Source organism: Siminovitchia thermophila, from assembly GCF_016909185.1.
In the GTDB taxonomy this organism is placed as follows: Bacteria; Bacillota; Bacilli; order Bacillales; family Bacillaceae_C; genus Siminovitchia; species Siminovitchia thermophila.
Map to the genome: position 1 here is coordinate 1 of NZ_JAFBFH010000027.1, position 17,038 is coordinate 17,038.

At 43.1% G+C, this 17,038-nt stretch carries 15 protein-coding genes; 1 reads left to right on the top strand and 14 read right to left on the bottom strand.

Features of this window, described 5'->3' with window-relative positions:
• Positions 1-235: 235 nt before the first annotated feature.
• From JOC94_RS16355 to JOC94_RS16365, 3 genes are all read right to left on the bottom strand, one after another.
• Positions 236-460, bottom strand: a complete 225-nt coding sequence (locus JOC94_RS16355; RefSeq protein WP_205179881.1) for a YlzJ-like family protein — start codon at positions 458-460, stop codon at positions 236-238.
• Entirely contained in the window at positions 457-1,227 is a 771-nt protein-coding gene (locus JOC94_RS16360; RefSeq protein ID WP_077111679.1) for a ClpP family protease, read from the bottom strand. Before JOC94_RS16360 ends, JOC94_RS16355 begins: the two co-directional genes overlap by 4 nt.
• Before the next feature lie 114 nt (positions 1,228-1,341).
• The gene (locus JOC94_RS16365) at positions 1,342-3,009 is read right to left on the bottom strand and encodes a ribonuclease J (protein ID WP_205179882.1); all 1,668 of its coding nucleotides are present in this window, start codon (positions 3,007-3,009) and stop codon (positions 1,342-1,344) included.
• 206 nt (positions 3,010-3,215) lie between these two features.
• On the opposite strand from JOC94_RS16365, the gene JOC94_RS16370 reads away from it, so the two are divergent.
• Positions 3,216-4,691: a PAS domain S-box protein gene (locus JOC94_RS16370; RefSeq protein ID WP_077111681.1), complete on the top strand. Its 1,476-nt coding sequence runs from the start codon at positions 3,216-3,218 to the stop codon at positions 4,689-4,691.
• A gap of 436 nt (positions 4,692-5,127) precedes the next feature.
• Here JOC94_RS16370 and dapA read toward each other — a convergent pair whose 3' ends face one another.
• The 11 genes from dapA to ribF form a co-directional block, all read right to left on the bottom strand.
• Entirely contained in the window at positions 5,128-6,015 is an 888-nt protein-coding gene (gene dapA, locus JOC94_RS16375) for a 4-hydroxy-tetrahydrodipicolinate synthase (protein WP_205179883.1), read from the bottom strand.
• Positions 6,016-6,033: 18 nt separating this feature from the next.
• On the bottom strand, positions 6,034-7,266 hold the full coding sequence (dapG, locus tag JOC94_RS16380) for an aspartate kinase (RefSeq protein ID WP_205179884.1): 1,233 nt from the start codon (positions 7,264-7,266) through the stop codon (positions 6,034-6,036).
• 13 nt (positions 7,267-7,279) lie between these two features.
• Positions 7,280-8,347 carry an aspartate-semialdehyde dehydrogenase gene (gene asd / locus JOC94_RS16385; protein ID WP_205179885.1) on the bottom strand — a complete coding sequence of 356 codons (1,068 nt, stop codon included), beginning with the start codon at positions 8,345-8,347 and terminating at the stop codon, positions 7,280-7,282.
• A 181-nt stretch (positions 8,348-8,528) separates the two neighbouring features.
• On the bottom strand, positions 8,529-9,128 hold the full coding sequence (gene dpaB / locus JOC94_RS16390; RefSeq protein ID WP_077111685.1) for a dipicolinate synthase subunit B: 600 nt from the start codon (positions 9,126-9,128) through the stop codon (positions 8,529-8,531).
• A gap of 2 nt (positions 9,129-9,130) precedes the next feature.
• On the bottom strand, positions 9,131-10,027 hold the full coding sequence (dpaA, locus tag JOC94_RS16395) for a dipicolinic acid synthetase subunit A (protein WP_205179928.1): 897 nt from the start codon (positions 10,025-10,027) through the stop codon (positions 9,131-9,133).
• A gap of 185 nt (positions 10,028-10,212) precedes the next feature.
• The gene (locus tag JOC94_RS16400) at positions 10,213-10,446 is read right to left on the bottom strand and encodes a YlmC/YmxH family sporulation protein (RefSeq protein ID WP_077111686.1); all 234 of its coding nucleotides are present in this window, start codon (positions 10,444-10,446) and stop codon (positions 10,213-10,215) included.
• A gap of 523 nt (positions 10,447-10,969) precedes the next feature.
• Positions 10,970-12,208, bottom strand: a complete 1,239-nt coding sequence (locus JOC94_RS16405; RefSeq protein ID WP_205179887.1) for a M16 family metallopeptidase — start codon at positions 12,206-12,208, stop codon at positions 10,970-10,972.
• Between the two features lie 30 nt (positions 12,209-12,238).
• Positions 12,239-13,204 (bottom strand): polysaccharide deacetylase family protein, encoded by a 966-nt coding sequence (locus JOC94_RS16410; protein ID WP_205179898.1) that lies wholly within the window; start codon positions 13,202-13,204, stop codon positions 12,239-12,241.
• A gap of 106 nt (positions 13,205-13,310) precedes the next feature.
• Positions 13,311-15,428 carry a polyribonucleotide nucleotidyltransferase gene (gene pnp, locus JOC94_RS16415; protein WP_077111689.1) on the bottom strand — a complete coding sequence of 706 codons (2,118 nt, stop codon included), beginning with the start codon at positions 15,426-15,428 and terminating at the stop codon, positions 13,311-13,313.
• Between the two features lie 267 nt (positions 15,429-15,695).
• Positions 15,696-15,965: a 30S ribosomal protein S15 gene (rpsO, locus tag JOC94_RS16420; RefSeq protein ID WP_077111690.1), complete on the bottom strand. Its 270-nt coding sequence runs from the start codon at positions 15,963-15,965 to the stop codon at positions 15,696-15,698.
• Positions 15,966-16,095: 130 nt separating this feature from the next.
• Positions 16,096-17,037, bottom strand: coding sequence for a bifunctional riboflavin kinase/FAD synthetase (gene ribF, locus JOC94_RS16425; protein ID WP_205179900.1), 942 nt, complete (start codon positions 17,035-17,037; stop codon positions 16,096-16,098).
• Position 17,038 lies beyond the last annotated feature (1 nt).

The following is a 17,038-nucleotide window of genomic DNA, read 5'->3' on the forward strand; positions in this document are numbered from 1 at the left end:
CTTGGTATGCCTTTCCCAAGAAATGTTAGTTGAACCAATCGGGCATTTAGGTGCCGTTTTCTCACACTTGGACCTTTTGTATTCACTCAAGATTTGAAGTGGGAGTCTTACGGCACCTTACATGCGGGGTAAAGAGAAAGCAGCCTGAAAACCGGGGCTGCATTTTCTTTCCATTATATCATAGATTTGGCTGGCTGAAGTAATGATACATGAAAGCGGGAACAGCGGTCAAAGCCTATAACAGCTTTGTTTCGTTGATCGTTAAGTAAGAACCGGGCTGTATTTCCGGACGCAAAAAGTCTTCCAAGTTACTGCTCATGACCCGAACCACTTTACATTGCTCCCCTTCCGGCTGCACGATGAGCGGGATGCCGTTCCACTGACACTGTCTTTGGTTCGAGAAATCTTCATCATGGGCAGGGAAAATGAGTTCATGCGGAACGATTGAATGGATGATCATTGGATGATGCCTCCTTCTTCTTCATTTTTGCCGGGATCATTTAGTTCAATGAGTTCATTCAACTTTTTCATCGCCTTTCCTATGCCGCCCACTTCATCTATTAACCCATATTTCACAGCTTCTTTTCCGATAATATTGGTTCCAATATCTCTCGTTAAATTTCCTTTCGCAAACATGAGGTCTTTAAATTTTTCCTCGGAAATATTGGAATGGCTAGTGACAAATTTTACAACCCGCTCTTGCATTTTATCCATGTACTCAAAGGATTGGGGAACACCGATGACAAGCCCGGTCAACCTGATGGGGTGGATGGTCATTGTGGCAGTCTCTGCGATAAAGGAATAAGAGCAGGAAACGGCTATGGGCACGCCAATGGAGTGGCCTCCTCCTAGGACAATCGAAACAGATGGCTTCGTCAAGGTAGACAACATTTCCGATATGGCCAAGCCCGCTTCCACATCACCGCCAACGGTATTTAATACGACGAGTAGTCCTTTAATATTGGGGTTTTGTTCAATCGCCGCCAATTGCGGGATAATATGTTCATATTTTGTTGTTTTATTTTGAGGAGGCAGTTGCATATGCCCCTCAATTTGGCCGATGATCGTCAAGCAATGTATGTTCGTATCCTGCGGCATTTGCGGAACATTCGTTTGCCCTAGCTGTTGTATTTTCTCTATGATGCCGGAAGGCTTGTTTTCAGGTGTTTCATTCGGCGTTTCATTTGGTGTTTCAAAACGATATTCTGGATGATTGTCATTATTCATGGAGTCCTCCTGAGGTAAAGAATTCCACGTTATTATTTGCCTGTTTCCACTTTTCCATTCAAAGATAAAGCGTTCAAGAAAAACAAATTCTTGAACGCTTTTATCGCAACTGATTTATATTTCCATGATGATCGGCAAAATCATCGGCCTTCTTTTTGTGCGATCAAATAAATATTGATTGAGTTTGTCCCGGATATCTTGCTTGATTCCCGCCCAATCAAAAGAACCTTCCGCTACCGCTTGTTCCACGATTTTTCGTACGATTTTTGTGGATTCTTCGATTAATTTTTCCGATTCTCTGACATAAACAAACCCGCGTGATATAATTTCCGGTCCTGACGCGATGCGTTTATGCTTCTTGTCCAATGTGACAACAACCGTAAAAATGCCGTCCTGGGATAGTAATTTCCGGTCGCGAAGTACGATGTTTCCAACATCACCTACTCCTATGCCGTCAATTAACACATTCCCGGCAGGAACTCTGCCGCCTTGCCTCATTCTTCCGTCTTTGTATTCAATGACTTCCCCGTTTGCCGGTATAAATATGTGGTCTCTGGCCAGCCCTGTTTCTTCCGCCAGTTTCGCGTGAGAAAACAGCATGCGGTATTCTCCTTGGATCGGAATAAAAAATTTGGGCTTCATTAAGTTAAGCATCAATTTTAAATCTTCCTGGCTGCCGTGGCCCGATACGTGTATTTTACGGTATGGTGTATTGACAACCGCGCCCGCCCGGTACAGAAGGTCGATCGTCTTGAACATAAATGTTTCCAACCCAACCGATGGAGTTGCTGTAATCAATACCGTATCACCTTTTTTAATATTTACCTGTCTATGGTTTTGTCTTGCCATTTTTTGTAGTGCTTCCAGCGGCTCGCCCATTGTTCCAGTGGATATAATGACAATTTCACTGTCATCATATTTGCCAATATCGGTGATTGGAATAATTAAATCGGTACCGGCAAGAGATAAATAGTTTAATTTGAGCGCTATTTCAAAGCTGCGTTCAATGCTCTTTCCTACAATAGCCACTTTCCGTCCATTTTCAAAAGCGGCATCAAGCGCTTGCTGGATTCGGATAAAATTCGACGCGAAACAAGCCACAATAATTCTTCCTGTTGCCGAATGAAAAATGGAGGACAGTTCCCTTTCCGTCACTGCCTCTGACGTAGTATAACCTGGGTGTTCCGCTTCCGTGCTGTCTGATAAAAGACACAATACCCCGGACTCGCCAATACTGGCCATTTTTCCGATTTCCGCCCTGTACAACCCGGTAGCTGCCTGGTCGAATTTAAAGTCGCCCGTATGGACAATTTTTCCTTCCGATGTTTGAATACAAATGCCTACAGAATCCGGAATGCTGTGTGTAGTATGGAAAAACGTAACTACTGCCCGGTCAAATTTCAGCCTGGAACCGGACTTGATCGTCTGGAAACGGACTGGTTTGACGCTATTTTCCTTCAGTTTTTCCTTTGCAAGGGCAATCGTTAATTTCGTTCCATATACAGGGGCATTTATTTTTTGCAGTACGTAGGGAAGCGCCCCGATGGCGTCTTCATGGCCGTGCGTTAAAAATATTCCTTTGATCCGTTCCCTTTGTTCTTCAAGCCATGTCGTATCTGGAATGACGATATCAATGCCAAGCATTTCGTTTTCTGGAAACTTGAGGCCGGCATCGATCACGAAGATCTCCTCATCCACCTCAACGACATACATATTTTTCCCAATCTCGCCCACCCCCCCAAGCGGGACAATTTTAATACTTTCGTTTTTTATTTTAGTCAAAATATTTTTCCTCCCATGGTGTTTTATTCCCGATCAAATGAAATCAGTTATGTTTTATTATACTTGATTGTTATTTCCATCTTCAACCCAACTGTCACCCAAAAAAAATAGCTACATGTTGCCAGCGCCGTCCAACAAGCAAATATGAGCTGTCTATGATACAATCCAATTAACCAACCTATGAAAAATATTAAAGGGGCAGCAATATGTATAAGGACTCTCTTTTTCACGAACTGGAAATGTACCGTTCTTTTATCCAATTTTCGGACATCCTTTTTTCCCGCCATGCTTTGGACGGCTCTTTTACATACGTATCACCAACTTCCGTTTCTTTGCTTGGGTACGAACAGGACGAATTGTTTAATACTCCTCTTTTCGAACTCATACACCCTGCGGATAAACATCAAGTTGAAGACTCCTTTTCAAGCAATATACACCAAAAAATATATTATCGTTTTCGCAAGAAGGAAGGGGATTATATATGGCTGGAAACGGCGATCATTCCCTTTCTTGATGGTGAAAAACCAAAGCAAATCTCTTGTATTTCAAGGGATGTCACATTTCAAATTGCCACTAAGGAACAATTGGAGGAGAATAAAGAAATTTATCGCCTTCTCGTGGAAAATTTTCAAGATACGGTCGGCATTATTACGAAACGCGGACATTTTATTTATATTAATGAAGCGGGGAAAAAATTGTTTGGCGTAACCGGAAAAGAAGAGCTGATCGGAAAATCCGTTTTCGACTTTCTCCCTATGGAGTCACATGCTATTTTTCAAAAACAATTGCTTAAAACGGGTTTGAACGAGACGTTTGAGATGAAAATATCCCGCCACGATGAACAACTAAAGCATGTCCAAGTGAAATTGATCCCTACAAAATATAAGGAACGTAGTACATATCAAATTTTAATACGCGATATGACGGAACAAAAAAAGGCCGAAGAATTGATGCACCGGACTGAAAAGTTATCGGTTGTCGGCCAGCTTGCGGCCGGAATAGCTCATGAAATTAGAAATCCACTTACCGTCATTAAAGGATTTACACAGTTATTAAGCCAGGAAGAGGATAATGATTACCTGAATGTGGTTTTGGATGAACTGGAAAGAATTGAAGATATTGTGAGCGATTTGCTCATATTGGCCAAACCGCAGCCCTCCCGCTTGGAAAACCTTGATATTAGCCAACTACTTTCCAGTACCATCGACTTGTTTAAATCGGAAGCCATTTTGCATAATGTGGAAATCATACCGAATTTTGAACTTTCAAATCCGTGGATAAAGGGTGAACCGAATAAACTGAAACAAGTATATATTAATATTATTAAAAACGCGATAGAGGCGATGCCAAAGGCTGGAGGAAAAATTTATATTACGGCGCAAAATTTAAGTTACCGCAAAATATTAACGAGGGTGCAAGATACAGGAGTAGGCATTCCGAAGGAAAGAATCCCCAATCTGGGAGAACCTTTTTACAGTACAAAGGAAAAAGGAACGGGCCTTGGATTGATGATTTGTAATCGCATCATTAAAAATCATGGCGGAACAATCAAAATTGACAGTGAACTAAACAAAGGAACTACAATCAGCATCATCATGCCTGCAGCAGACATCACCGAAAATGACGAGCTTGGCCAAGGGCCCCCTCTCCCAAAACCGGATACGGATAATGACCATAAGTGAAAATGAGGCTGGGACACAACAAAATCAGCTGAGAAAAACGAACAATACAGTGAAACTTCATTCAGTAGGCGTTTTCTTCCATCTCCTACTGATTGTTAGTTGAACCAATCGGGCATGTAGGTGCCGTTTCTCCCACTTGGACCTTTTGTATTCACGCAAGATTTTGAAGTGGGAGTCTTACGGCACCTTACATGCGGGATCAATTGTCCCAGTGTATCATACGCAAGCTTTTTGCGTAGTCAAAATATGTAGAGGAATAGCTCGAGCTGAAGATCCACAGGAAAGCGATCTTTGCTTTCCGAGGAAGCTGAAGAGACCTGCGGAAAGCGAAATATGTTGACGTAGCGATGATAGGAATTTTTTTAACACAAATAAACCGAACAATTATAAATGAATTGTTCGGTTTTTGCTATTTCGTATTTGCTTATGCCCCAGCTTAACAATTGGTTACTTTTACAGTTTTCAACAGTGCCTGCAAATTCAACCTTTCATCCTCCGTTAGAGGAACCAACGGAAGACGGACAGACCCCACATCAAATCCGGTTAACTGTAAAGCAGTCTTAACCGGTGTTGGACTGGGAGCATGGAACAGGCCCCGCATTAGTGGTAGTAATCGCTGATGAAGAAGTGCGGCATTTGCATGGTCTCCATTTAAAAAATAGCGTACCATTTCTTGTAATTCATTCCCAATGATATGGCTTGCCACCGATACGACTCCAGCACCGCCAATGGATAATACAGGCAGCGTAAAGGCGTCGTCCCCACTATACAATACGAAGTTGTCATCTGTTTCGGCAATTATTTTTGCCATCGCATCCAAATCTCCGCTTGCTTCTTTCACAGCCACAATGTTGTCTATCTTCGACAACTCAATGATTGTTTCTGGATGGATATTGACAGCTGATCTGCCCGGAATATTATATAGCATGACAGGCAGAGAAGTAGCCTCGGCAATTGAGGCAAAATGCTGATATAATCCAGTTTGGTTCGGTTTATTATAATAAGGGGCTACCAGCATAATTGCATCTACGCCTAATTGTTCTGCACGCTTCGTTAGTTCAATTGACTGATACGTATTATTACCGCCCGTACCCGCAATGACAGGTATACGGCCATCGGCCGCACGGACAGTATGGTCAAAAAGGGCGAGTTTTTCTTCCGTTGTCAGTGTGGGGGATTCCCCTGTTGTTCCTGATACAACCAAAGAATCGGTCCCGTTGTTGATCAGATGGTTGACAAGTTTCATTGTTTTTTTGAAATCTATATTGCCTTTGTTATCGAATGGTGTTACCATCGCCGTTGAAACTCTGCCAAATTGAGCCATTGTATTTACACCTCAACCTTACACATATTCTATTTTTTCTTTTTGCAATTCAAACACATCATGTAAAGCATTCACGGCATCCGCTAAATCTTTTCCTTCGACAAGGACCCAAATTGTCGTATGGCTGTCTGCAGTTTGCAGAATACGGATTTCCTTTTCAGCCAGCGCAGTAACAATTTTTGCCGTAACTCCCGGAACACCGGTGATTCCCGCTCCTACAACAGAAACTTTGGCACAATGACGTTCAACTTCAGGTTCGTATCCATGTTGTTTCAAGACCTCAACGGCACGGTCAATCGTATTTTCCGGTACGGTGTAGACAACATCGTTCGGTGAAATATTAATAAAATCAACACTGATATGTTTATTGGCCATTGCTTTAAATACTTCGGATTGAAAATAATATTGCCCCTCTTTGGCCGTTACTTTAATCTGGGAAACATTTTCCACATGGGCAATACCTGTTACGAGCTGTTCGCGGACATCAGGCATGTTGTTTTTCCGGTCTAACGTTGTAACAAGTGTGCCTGGGGACTCCGAATAAGTCGAACGGATTCGCAAAGGTATTTTAGCCTGCATGGCAATTTCAACAGCCCGGGGGTGAATGACTTTCGCCCCTTGATAAGCCATGTTGCATACTTCGTTGTAAGTAACCACTGTAAGCGGACGGGCTTTTTTGACAATCCGCGGATCCGCCGTCATCATTCCCTCTACATCTGTAAAGATATCAATGTATTCGGCATTAAGCGCCGCCCCAAGAGCTGCTGCAGATGTGTCGCTCCCTCCGCGGCCAATCGTGGTGATATCTCCGTTTTCAGCCGCGCCCTGGAAGCCGGCAACGACGACCACATCATTGGTCTTTAATGCTTCGATCAGGCGCTCGCACTTCATTTTTAATATTTTTGCGTTTGTATAGTCGCGGTTTGTCACAAATCCCGCCTGCGCTCCGGAAAAAGCGGAAGCTTGAATACCTTTTTGCTTCAAAGCATGTGTAAAAACGACACTGGAAATCGTTTCTCCACATGCCAAAAGCATATCTTGCTCTCTGTTTGACAGCGTTGTTTGATTACCGCCAATCAGGCCAAGCAATGTATCCGTCGCATATGGGTCTCCCTTACGACCCATTGCGGATACAACAACGACTACTTTATACCCGTTATGAATCGCATTTATAATGTGATTTTTTGCATGTTCACGTGTTTCGCTGTTTTTGACAGATGTGCCGCCAAATTTTTGAACAATTACTTTCATGATAACACCCCGATTACGAACTATGCTGTGGAGCGTTGACTAAACCCAATTTAACCAGGCTTTCTGCGATCTGAACCGTGTTTAGTGCAGCTCCTTTAAGTAGATTATCAGAAACGATCCACATATGGAACCCATTTTTTTCATCCAAATCTTGACGGATTCTCCCAACAAAGACATCTTCTTTGCCCGCGGCCATTGCCGGCATTGGGTATAGTTGTTCTTTCGGTTCATCCTGCAATGTTACACCGGGTGCACCATTCAGGACTTCCTTCATATTTTCAACTGTTACGTCATTTTGTCCAATTTCAATATAAACCGACTCGGAATGGCCAGTTTCAACAGGAAGACGGACACATGTAGCCGCTACTTTCAAATCAGGCATGCCCATAATTTTTTTCGTCTCATTGATCATTTTCATTTCTTCAAACGTATAGCCGTTGTCTGTGAATTTGTCAATTTGCGGAATCGCGTTAAAAGCGATTTGATAATGTTTTTTATCGCCGCCAACCGGTAAGATTTGCGGCTCGTAATGTTCTTCATCCAGAATCGCTTTCGATTGATCATTCAACTCTTCGATCGCGGCTGCTCCTGCCCCGGATACCGCCTGATAAGTGGAGACAACCACTTTATTTAAGCCGAAGGCTTTTCTGATCGGCTCAAGGGCAACAACCATTTGAATAGTGGAACAATTTGGGTTTGCGATAATTCCCCGGTGGTTTTTCAATGCTTCTGCGTTTACTTCGGGAACAACGAGCGGCACCTCCGGATCCATACGGAATGCACTTGTATTATCGATCACGATTGCTCCTCGTTTAACGGCTTCTTTTGCGAACTTTTGTGAAACGCTGCCACCTGCGCTAAACAAAGCTATGTCTACCCCTTCAAATGATTCAGGAACCGCTTCTGCCACAGTGATTGTTTCTCCGTTAAATGAAACTTGCTTGCCTGCAGAACGTGCTGACGAAAGCAATGTTAATTTACGAATAGGAAAGTTCCTCTTTTCAAGTGTTTGAATAATTTGCTGGCCAACCGCACCTGTCGCTCCCATAACAGCAACATGATAGCCTGTAGAATTTGACATATAAAACTCTCCTCCCAATCCCGACAACTTTTCTTAAAAACTAGGTATTACAGGATTTATTCAATAATAATCATTCTACCACATTTTTAAAAGCTTTTAATACTGTTTTGTGGAAAAGTTGCAACAGGGCAAGAACGAGCAGGGAAAAGAGAGTTGGCGATTTCTCCTTTTCCCTTTACATTTAATCGCCATCCCGAAATCGCTCTATAATGACCGGCTGGATTTGATAGCCTTCAATGGCTGCTTCAACCGTTTCAGGGAGCATATCCATGCGTGCCACCATGGATGTCGGCTTTTTTTCCGGATTATCTTGCCCATACGGAATAAAATATATATGTTTGGCGGCCATCAACCTCATTAAGTTGACGCCATTTAACCCTAAAGCATCATTGGTTGAAATTCCCAATACAACGGGTCTCCGGTTTCGCAGTGTAGCTTTCGCGGCCATGAGGACGGGGGAATCGGTTAAAGCATTGGCGAATTTGCTCATTGAATTCCCAGTCATTGGAGCAATAACCATACAATCAAGAGGCGTTTGGGGTCCCAGCGGTTCCGCCTCTACGATAGAGCCGATTATCTTTCGGCCCGCCAGACTTTCAATTTTGGCGACCCAGTCTTCGCCTTCCCCAAATTTCGTATCGGTGTTTTTAACCGTGTATGTTACAACCGGAATAACTTCCGCCCCCAATTGAACGAGCTTTTCAATTTGCGGCAATACGGCATCATACGTGCAATGAGATCCGGTCAATCCAAAACCAATGCGTTTTCCCTTCAAACTCATGGTTACGTCCCCTTTCGTTCTTGTAAATCATCCGCAAGCAATTTTGATAGAACATTTGCCAAAATATTGCCGGCCGTTTTTGGCGCAACAATTCCAGGAAGACTAGGAGCGAGTAACGCTTTAATTCCCCGTTTTTCCGCATACCTAAAGTCTGTCCCTCCAGGCTTTGAAGCCAAATCAATAATAAGCGTATGTGAAGGCATTTGCGCAATCACAGCGGCATTGATGACAAGATGGGGGATTGTATTGATACAAATATCAATATCATTCACTTCATTTCTTAATTGACTTAAATGAAATGAATCAAGCCCCATTTCTGTCGCCCTTGCAAGATCGGCTGTTTTCCTGGATCCTACCTTGACCTTTGCTCCGAGTAAAGAAAAAGCTCTGGCAACACTCATCCCGACCCTTCCCAGCCCCAATACCGCAACCGAAGAGCCATGGATGGTAATCTCGGTGTTTTGTATCGCCATCAAAATCGTTCCTTCCACGGTAGGAATCGAGTTATATATGGCCACATCATCTCGTTCAAATAAATTGACCAGTCTTCTGTCGGCATTTTTTGTAATCTTGTTTAAATAACGATTGCTGATTCCTGAATAAACGGTACAGTGGGAAGGAGTATGGCGTAAAACTTGCTCAGTGAGGACAACTTTTTCGTTTGAAAAGATCGTTTCGATCTCCCCCTCCGGGTTTGTTCCCGGGACGGGCAATACGATGGCGTCCATTTCCGCAAAATGAATGTCATGAAGCTTCTCTTTTACTGCGCCGGTAAAAGGCTGATCCAAATGTTCAAATCCTACCAGATACACTTTGGCGTCCAGTTCGGTAAGCTTTTTGATAATTTCCAGTTGCCTCGCATCTCCCCCTATGATGACAATTTGCATATCAGTCAACATTAAGTTTCCATCATCTTCTCTATCCATGGTAAATCCCTCCGCTTCCATATTGTATGTTTAACCAGGGGATGAGTGCCTGGCATTCTATGGACGTTTATATCAATTTGTACACTGCTTCTTTAAAATGAAAGAATGCCGGTAACCTCTTTCCGATAAGAAAGAGATCCGGCATTTTGACATCTGCTTTACGATTCCGGGACTTCTAAAATAATCATATCTGACCCAATTGTTCGAATATTCCTCCAAGGAACTCTGATTTCGCCCCCAGATTTTCTCATCCATTTTCCCGTTGGAATGATTAAACTGTTTATTTCACCGGTGCCGCTGTTGATTTCCAGATCAGCCTGGCCCAGTATCCCTAATCGTTCCGCTTTTTTAAAGTCCACAATTTCTTTTCCACCCAGTTCGCTTAACCGCACCTTCCCACCTCCATATTGCTCTTTCTTTAATACAATATATAGCCCGTTCAACTGATTTAGAATGACAAAAGCACCTTAGTGAATTTCACATTGAAAGAACGAAAAATGGAAAAAGCTGGGATACAACTAAATCAGTTTGATGAAAAAACGCACAAACTTCATTCAGTAGGGCTCCTACTGAATGTTAGTTGAACCAATCGGGCATTTAGGTGCCGTTTTCTCCCACTTAGGCCTTTTGTATTCACTCAAGATTTTGAAGAGGTGTATATGGGCACCTTACATGCCGGATAAATTGTCCCAGTGTACCTTTTAGCGTAGTCAACATATGTAGACTCCTGCGGGAATAGCTCGAGCTGAAGATCTCGCAGGAAAGCGAGCTTTGCTTTTACGAGGAAGCTGAAGAGACCTGCGGAAAGCAAAATATGTTGACGTAGCGATGATAGGGATTTTTTTACAAAAATAAACCGAACAATTATAAATGAATTGTCCGGTTTTTGCTATTTCGTATTTTTATGTCCTAGTCTCAGTTAGCTGCAAGTGTCAGCTGTTTTTTGGGACTGATCAATGCCAAGGTGTATTCATCTGAAAATATCTTTTCAGCCATTTCGTTTACACAGCCTACTGTTACTTTATCAATTTCAACAATAATTTCATCTAGTGTACGGTGCTTTCTCAACAATAATTCATTTTTGCCATTTCGGCTCATTCTGCTGTTCGTGCTTTCCAATCCCAGCATTAAATTCCCTTTTAGTTGTTCTTTACTGTTGGTCAGTTCTTTATCGGTTACTCCTGCTGATTTTAAGACACTGAGTGTTTTTCGAATCGTTTCAAACAACTCATCCGCCTGATTTGATCCTGTCCCACCATAGATAGTCACCAGTCCGCTGTCCTTAAATGAAGAATGGTAAGAAAATACCGAATAGGCCAGTCCTTTTTCCTCCCGCACTTCTTGGAACAGCCGAGAAGACATGCTTCCTCCGAAAATATTGTTCATGACGATCAACTTGTATATATCTGGATGTCCGATGGGTAAACCTTCAAATCCGACACACAGATGGGCCTGCTCCGTTTCTTTTTGTCTGACCGCTCTGTTCGTTTGAAAAACAGGCTTCGTTTCGGGGGATGGCCTCCCCTTTCTTTCGAAGTTTCCAAATAAGCGCTCAATCTCATAAATAAACTGCTCGTCAATATTTCCCGCAACAGATATGACGATATTTTCGGGAATATATTTGTCTTCAACGTAAGCATTGAGCAAATCACTTGTAAAAGTAGAGAGCGATTGTTCTGTTCCCAATATGGGAAAACCAAGCGGATGTGTATCATATGCCGCTTTGCTTAATAAGTCATGAACGATATCGTCAGGTGTATCTTCATACATTTTAATTTCTTCCCGGACGACGTTTTTCTCTTTATTGAGTTCATCTTCTGCAAAGGTTGAATTGAAAAACATGTCCGCCAATGTTTCCAAAGCAAATTTTGCGTGGTTGTCCAGCACCTTGGCGTAATAGCAAGTATATTCTTTTGAAGTAAAGGCATTTACATGGCCACCGATGGAATCAAATGCTTCAGCCAATTCTTTTGCGTTTCGGGTAGTTGTCCCTTTGAAAAACATATGTTCCAAGAAATGGGAAATTCCGTTATTCTCTGTCAGTTCATCACGGGAGCCGATTCCCACCCAAATACCGATAGCTACAGAGCGAACAGTGGACATTTTTTCTAGTACGACCCTTACTCCGTTTTGGCATGTATATTTCTTTATCACTATGCTTCCTCCTGTTCGTGGTGCAAAAATCTATTGAGCAGTTTGTATTTTGATTATATATTCTTCATCCATTAATTTACTTACTGTACCGATCCTTAAATGTTTGCTTTTTATTTGAATGATTAACTGTTCCAGAGCTTGAGCGGTTGGATCGGTCGGGTGCATGAGGATCATCGCACCAGGATGGACCCTCGACATGACACGCTTCAAAATTGTACCTGGCGACGGCTTCTGCCAATCAATGGTATCCACCGTCCAAAGTACGGTTTTCATGTTCAGGTCGTGGGCGATTTCAATTGTCTCTTCCCGAAATCCCCCGCTAGGCGGGCCGAACCAGACAGGCTTTTTTCCTGTCGTGGCTTCAATCACTTCATTGGCCTTTACAATTTCTTCTCGCGCTTGGGCAGTTCCAAGCGACTCCATTTTAGGATGGCTGTAGGAGTGGTTGCCAATTTCATGGCCTCCGGCAGCAATCATTTTCGCCAAATCCGGATTTTCTTTTACCCAACGCCCTTCTAAAAAGAATGTTCCTTGTACATTGTGTTTCTTCAATGTTTGCAGAATAGACGGTAAATATTCATTTCCCCAAGCTACATTAATTAAAAGTGCGACCATTGGTTTGTCGGGATGTCCCCGGTAAATTGGCGCAGGGGGCAAGTCGTCCAAGTGTACTTTGGGCGGAATTTGTTTAAATACAAGTTTGCGCTCATCGAAAGAACGCCCTTTCATCTTTTTATAGGACGCTTCAATATCAACTTGTATTCCGTTATACCCCGGCATCGCCTTCCATACTCTGTCGATTTGCGCATCTTGCGGCGGTATGTCATATTTTTTTGCGGCAGCTTCAATTGATTTTAACAGCTTATTTTCGCTGGATGATGTTTGAACCGCTTCATTTTTTAACTGATGTACATAGGTGCTCGTAAAAGGATTAGACACGGTCAATATTGCTAGAATAGCAACTAGTCCGAAACCAAGCAAGTTTTTTGTATTCATCTCGACATTTGGCCTCCTTCAACATTACTTTATGAAGGAGGAAGACAAGGTAGACCAATTGTAGCAATATGTAAAAAGCCAGGCACAGTACCTGGCATGTAACACGTTATTCTTTTGACTGCTTTTCTTTTTGCTCTTTTAAAATGGCTTTGCGTGACAAGTTAACGCGGCCTTGCTGATCGATTTCAATCACTTTTACAAGCAGTTCGTCACCGAGCGATACAACATCCTCGACTTTGTTCACTCTTTCTTCTGCCAATTGGGAAATATGGACAAGTCCATCTTTTCCTGGGAACAATTCGAGAAACGCGCCAAATTTTTCGATCCGCTTTACTTTTCCTAAATACACTTGCCCCACGGATACTTCGCGAACGAGATCTTCGATAATCTTTTTCGCTTTCTGGTTCATTGTATCGTCAGCTGATGCAATAAACACGGTTCCGTCTTGCTCTATATCAATTTTAACTCCGGTTTCCTCGATGATTTTGTTAATTTGTTTTCCGCTTGGTCCAATTACATCCCGGATTTTATCTGGATTAATATGAAGTGTGACGATTTTCGGCGCATATGGCGATAATTCTTTGCGCGGCTCGGAGATCGCTGCCATCATCGATTTAAGAATGACCATGCGCCCTTCTTTCGCCTGTAGCAAGGCTTCTTCAAGAATTTCCTTGGAGAGCCCTTCTATTTTAATATCCATCTGCAACGCCGTTATACCGTTTTTCGTTCCAGCCACTTTAAAGTCCATATCACCCAGGTGATCTTCCATTCCTTGAATGTCGGTAAGGATTGTGTAATGATCTCCGGATTTCACAAGTCCCATGGCAATACCGGCAACAGGCGCCTTGATGGGAACACCTGCATCCATCATCGCAAGCGTGCTCGCGCAAATACTTGCTTGCGAGGTAGATCCGTTGGATTCCAATACTTCCGACACAAGACGTATCGTATAAGGAAATTCAACCTCATTTGGTATGATTGGTTCTAAAGCACGTTCGCCGAGTGCCCCGTGGCCAATTTCCCTTCTGCCGGGACCGCGAATGGGTCCAGTTTCACCGACACTGAAGTGAGGGAAATTGTAGTGATGCATAAATCGCTTCGATTCTTCGATTCCTAGTCCATCCAATATTTGGACATCCCCCAGCGCTCCAAGGGTACATATGCTTAGGGCCTGTGTTTGACCTCTTGTAAACAGACCAGAACCGTGGGTTCTTGCCAACAGGCGAACCTCAGATTGAAGCGGCCTGATTTCATCCGGTTTTCTTCCGTCGGGACGAACTTTTTCAACTGTAATCAAGCGGCGTACTTCTTCTTTTACGAGATGGTCCAAAATATAGCTTACTTGCTTTAACGTATCTTCATCGGTCGTTTCCCGTCCGGTAAAGTCAGCAATCACCTCGTCCTTTACGGATTGAATGGCTTCTTCGCGGGCGTGTTTTTCTTCAACCTGTATCGCCGCAACCAACGATTGCTCGCACATGGAACGAACTTCTGTATCTAATTCCTGATCAACTTCAAAAAGTTCAACTTCCCTTTTTTCTTTACCAACTTGTTGAACAATTTCCTCCTGAAAAGCAATTAAGCGTTTAATTTCTTCATGCCCAAACATGATCGCTTCCAGCATCGTTTCTTCAGGAACCTCATCCGCACCGGCTTCCACCATATTAATGGCATCTTTCGTTCCGGCAACAGTCAGGTCAATATCACTTTTCTCCATTTGTTCCACTGTCGGATTAATGACAAAATGGCCATCCACTCTTCCGACAACGACTCCCGCAATTGGTCCTTCAAACGGAATATCAGATATGGAAAGCGCCAGGGATGATCCAAACATGGCCGCCATTTCGGATGAGCAGTTTTGGTCGACACTCATGACAATACTGACGACTTGGACTTCATTCCGGAAGCCGTCCGGAAAAAGCGGCCTGATTGGCCGATCGATCAAGCGGCTCGCCAAAATCGCTTTTTCACTCGGGCGTCCTTCTCTTTTAATGAATCCTCCCGGGATTTTTCCAACAGCATATAAACGTTCTTCATAATTGACTGTCAAAGGAAAAAAGTCAACTGATTTTGCTTCTTTTGAAGCTGTAGCGGTGCTTAAAACTGCCGTGTCCCCATATCGGACAAAAACAGCACCGTTTGCTTGTTTGGCCAATTGGCCGACTTCAACGGTCAGTTTCCGACCGGCCCATTCTATGGCAAAAACTTTCTTTTCATGGCTCATAGTGAGTAACGCCTCTCTTTCATATACGAATAAATTTTATTAAAGAGGATAGATGAACGCACCTGCCCGCATGTAACTGAACATTCGACAAGAATATGATCCCTGTCATATCCATGTCCAATGTTCAGTCTATATATGCCGGAGTTTTGTATATTTTCTCACGGCACATTTGTCATTTGCTGGGTTCAGGATTTGTCATCTTCTCTTTTTTATCCTAACAAAAAAGCGGGAGATGATCCCGCTTTTTTAAGCTGACTCCCCACGATTTTATCGACGCAGGCCAAGTCTGTCGATTAATTCACGATAACGCTGCACATCTTTGTTGCGCAGGTATGTCAATAAATTCCGGCGCCGTCCAACCATTTTCATTAATCCCCGTCTTGAATGATGATCTTTTTTGTGGGTTCGAAGATGTTGGTTCAAATTATTGATCTCTTCGGTCAAAACCGCAATTTGTACTTCCGGAGAACCGGTATCTGTTTCATGAATTCGATATTGGCTGATAATATCATTTTTTCGTTCTTGAGAAATGGACAACTGCCTTCACCTCCTGTTTTTCATCCCCTGTTACCGAGCAAGCGTCGGTGAGTCGCATTGCCAAGCAACGGTTCTAAGATACTGTTTTAGGATACATCTTTCTTTTGGAAAAATCAAGTTTAAAAATAGGTCAAGCTTGCAAAAAGTCGGATGCTCTTACAATGTCATATGCAATTTGAGCTTTCAAATCCTCTAAACTATGAAACTTTTTTTCATCCCTTATTCTGTGCCGCCACTCGATTGTGACTTCCTCGCCATAGATTGAACGCTTGAAATGGAGAAGATGTACCTCAATAGATAAATGGGATTGACCCGGATCATGAAAAGTCGGTTTATAACCAATATTACACACACCTTTTTCCCAACGCCCATTAACGAAGAGCCGCACTGCGTAAACGCCGGGTTTGGGGATAATATAATCCTCATTTAATTGGATATTTGCCGTTGGAAAGCTGAGCTGTCTACCGCGTTTCTCTCCGTGGATGACAGTGCCTTTCGTTTCATAATAGCGCCCCAGAAACGTTATAACTGATTCGGTGTCCCCTTCCCGAAGCTTTTCTCGAATGGCGGTGGAGCTTATTTTTTCATTGCCTTCTTCCATTTTGGTTACAGTCGTTACTTGCAATATCCCCATCCCATGGTGCGGAAGCGTATCCATCGTGCCCTTTCCGTATTTGCCATATGTAAAATCAAACCCGGCAACGACATGCCGAACATTCAAATCGATTACATACTGCTGTACAAATTGCGCCGGGTCAAGATTAGCGAAAGAGGACGTGAATCGGACGATAAACAAATAGTCTATTCCCAGCTTGGATATCAAGTCAGCTTTTTCTTTTAAAGGTGTGATATATTCCACCGGACGATTTTCCTGCGAAAGGACAACCGACGGGTGGGGATCAAACGTCATAACAGCACTTTTCCAGCCGCTATTCACTGCCGCGGCTTTAGCCGTTTCGATGACTTTCCTATGGCCAAGATGAACTCCGTCAAAAAATCCAAGAGCCATGACAAGCGGCGGGAAATCGTGCTGCTGAAAGGTATGAGGATGCTGGACCATTAACACTTTCACT

Bases quoted from the DNA above. Each gene is read 5' to 3' on its own strand.
- pnp (WP_077111689.1), bottom strand. From the start codon at position 15,428: ATGAGCCATGAAAAGAAAGTTTTTGCCATAGAATGGGCCGGTCGGAAA.
- dpaB (WP_077111685.1), bottom strand. From the start codon at position 9,128: ATGAGTTTGAAGGGAAAACGCATTGGTTTTGGATTGACCGGATCTCAT.
- dapG (WP_205179884.1), bottom strand. From the start codon at position 7,266: ATGAAAGTAATTGTTCAAAAATTTGGCGGCACATCTGTCAAAAACAGC.
- JOC94_RS16410 (WP_205179898.1), bottom strand. From the start codon at position 13,204: ATGAATACAAAAAACTTGCTTGGTTTCGGACTAGTTGCTATTCTAGCA.
- dpaA (WP_205179928.1), bottom strand. From the start codon at position 10,027: ATGTTGACTGATATGCAAATTGTCATCATAGGGGGAGATGCGAGGCAA.
- JOC94_RS16360 (WP_077111679.1), bottom strand. From the start codon at position 1,227: ATGAATAATGACAATCATCCAGAATATCGTTTTGAAACACCAAATGAA.
- JOC94_RS16355 (WP_205179881.1), bottom strand. From the start codon at position 460: ATGATCATCCATTCAATCGTTCCGCATGAACTCATTTTCCCTGCCCAT.
- asd (WP_205179885.1), bottom strand. From the start codon at position 8,347: ATGTCAAATTCTACAGGCTATCATGTTGCTGTTATGGGAGCGACAGGT.
- JOC94_RS16370 (WP_077111681.1), top strand. From the start codon at position 3,216: ATGTATAAGGACTCTCTTTTTCACGAACTGGAAATGTACCGTTCTTTT.
- dapA (WP_205179883.1), bottom strand. From the start codon at position 6,015: ATGGCTCAATTTGGCAGAGTTTCAACGGCGATGGTAACACCATTCGAT.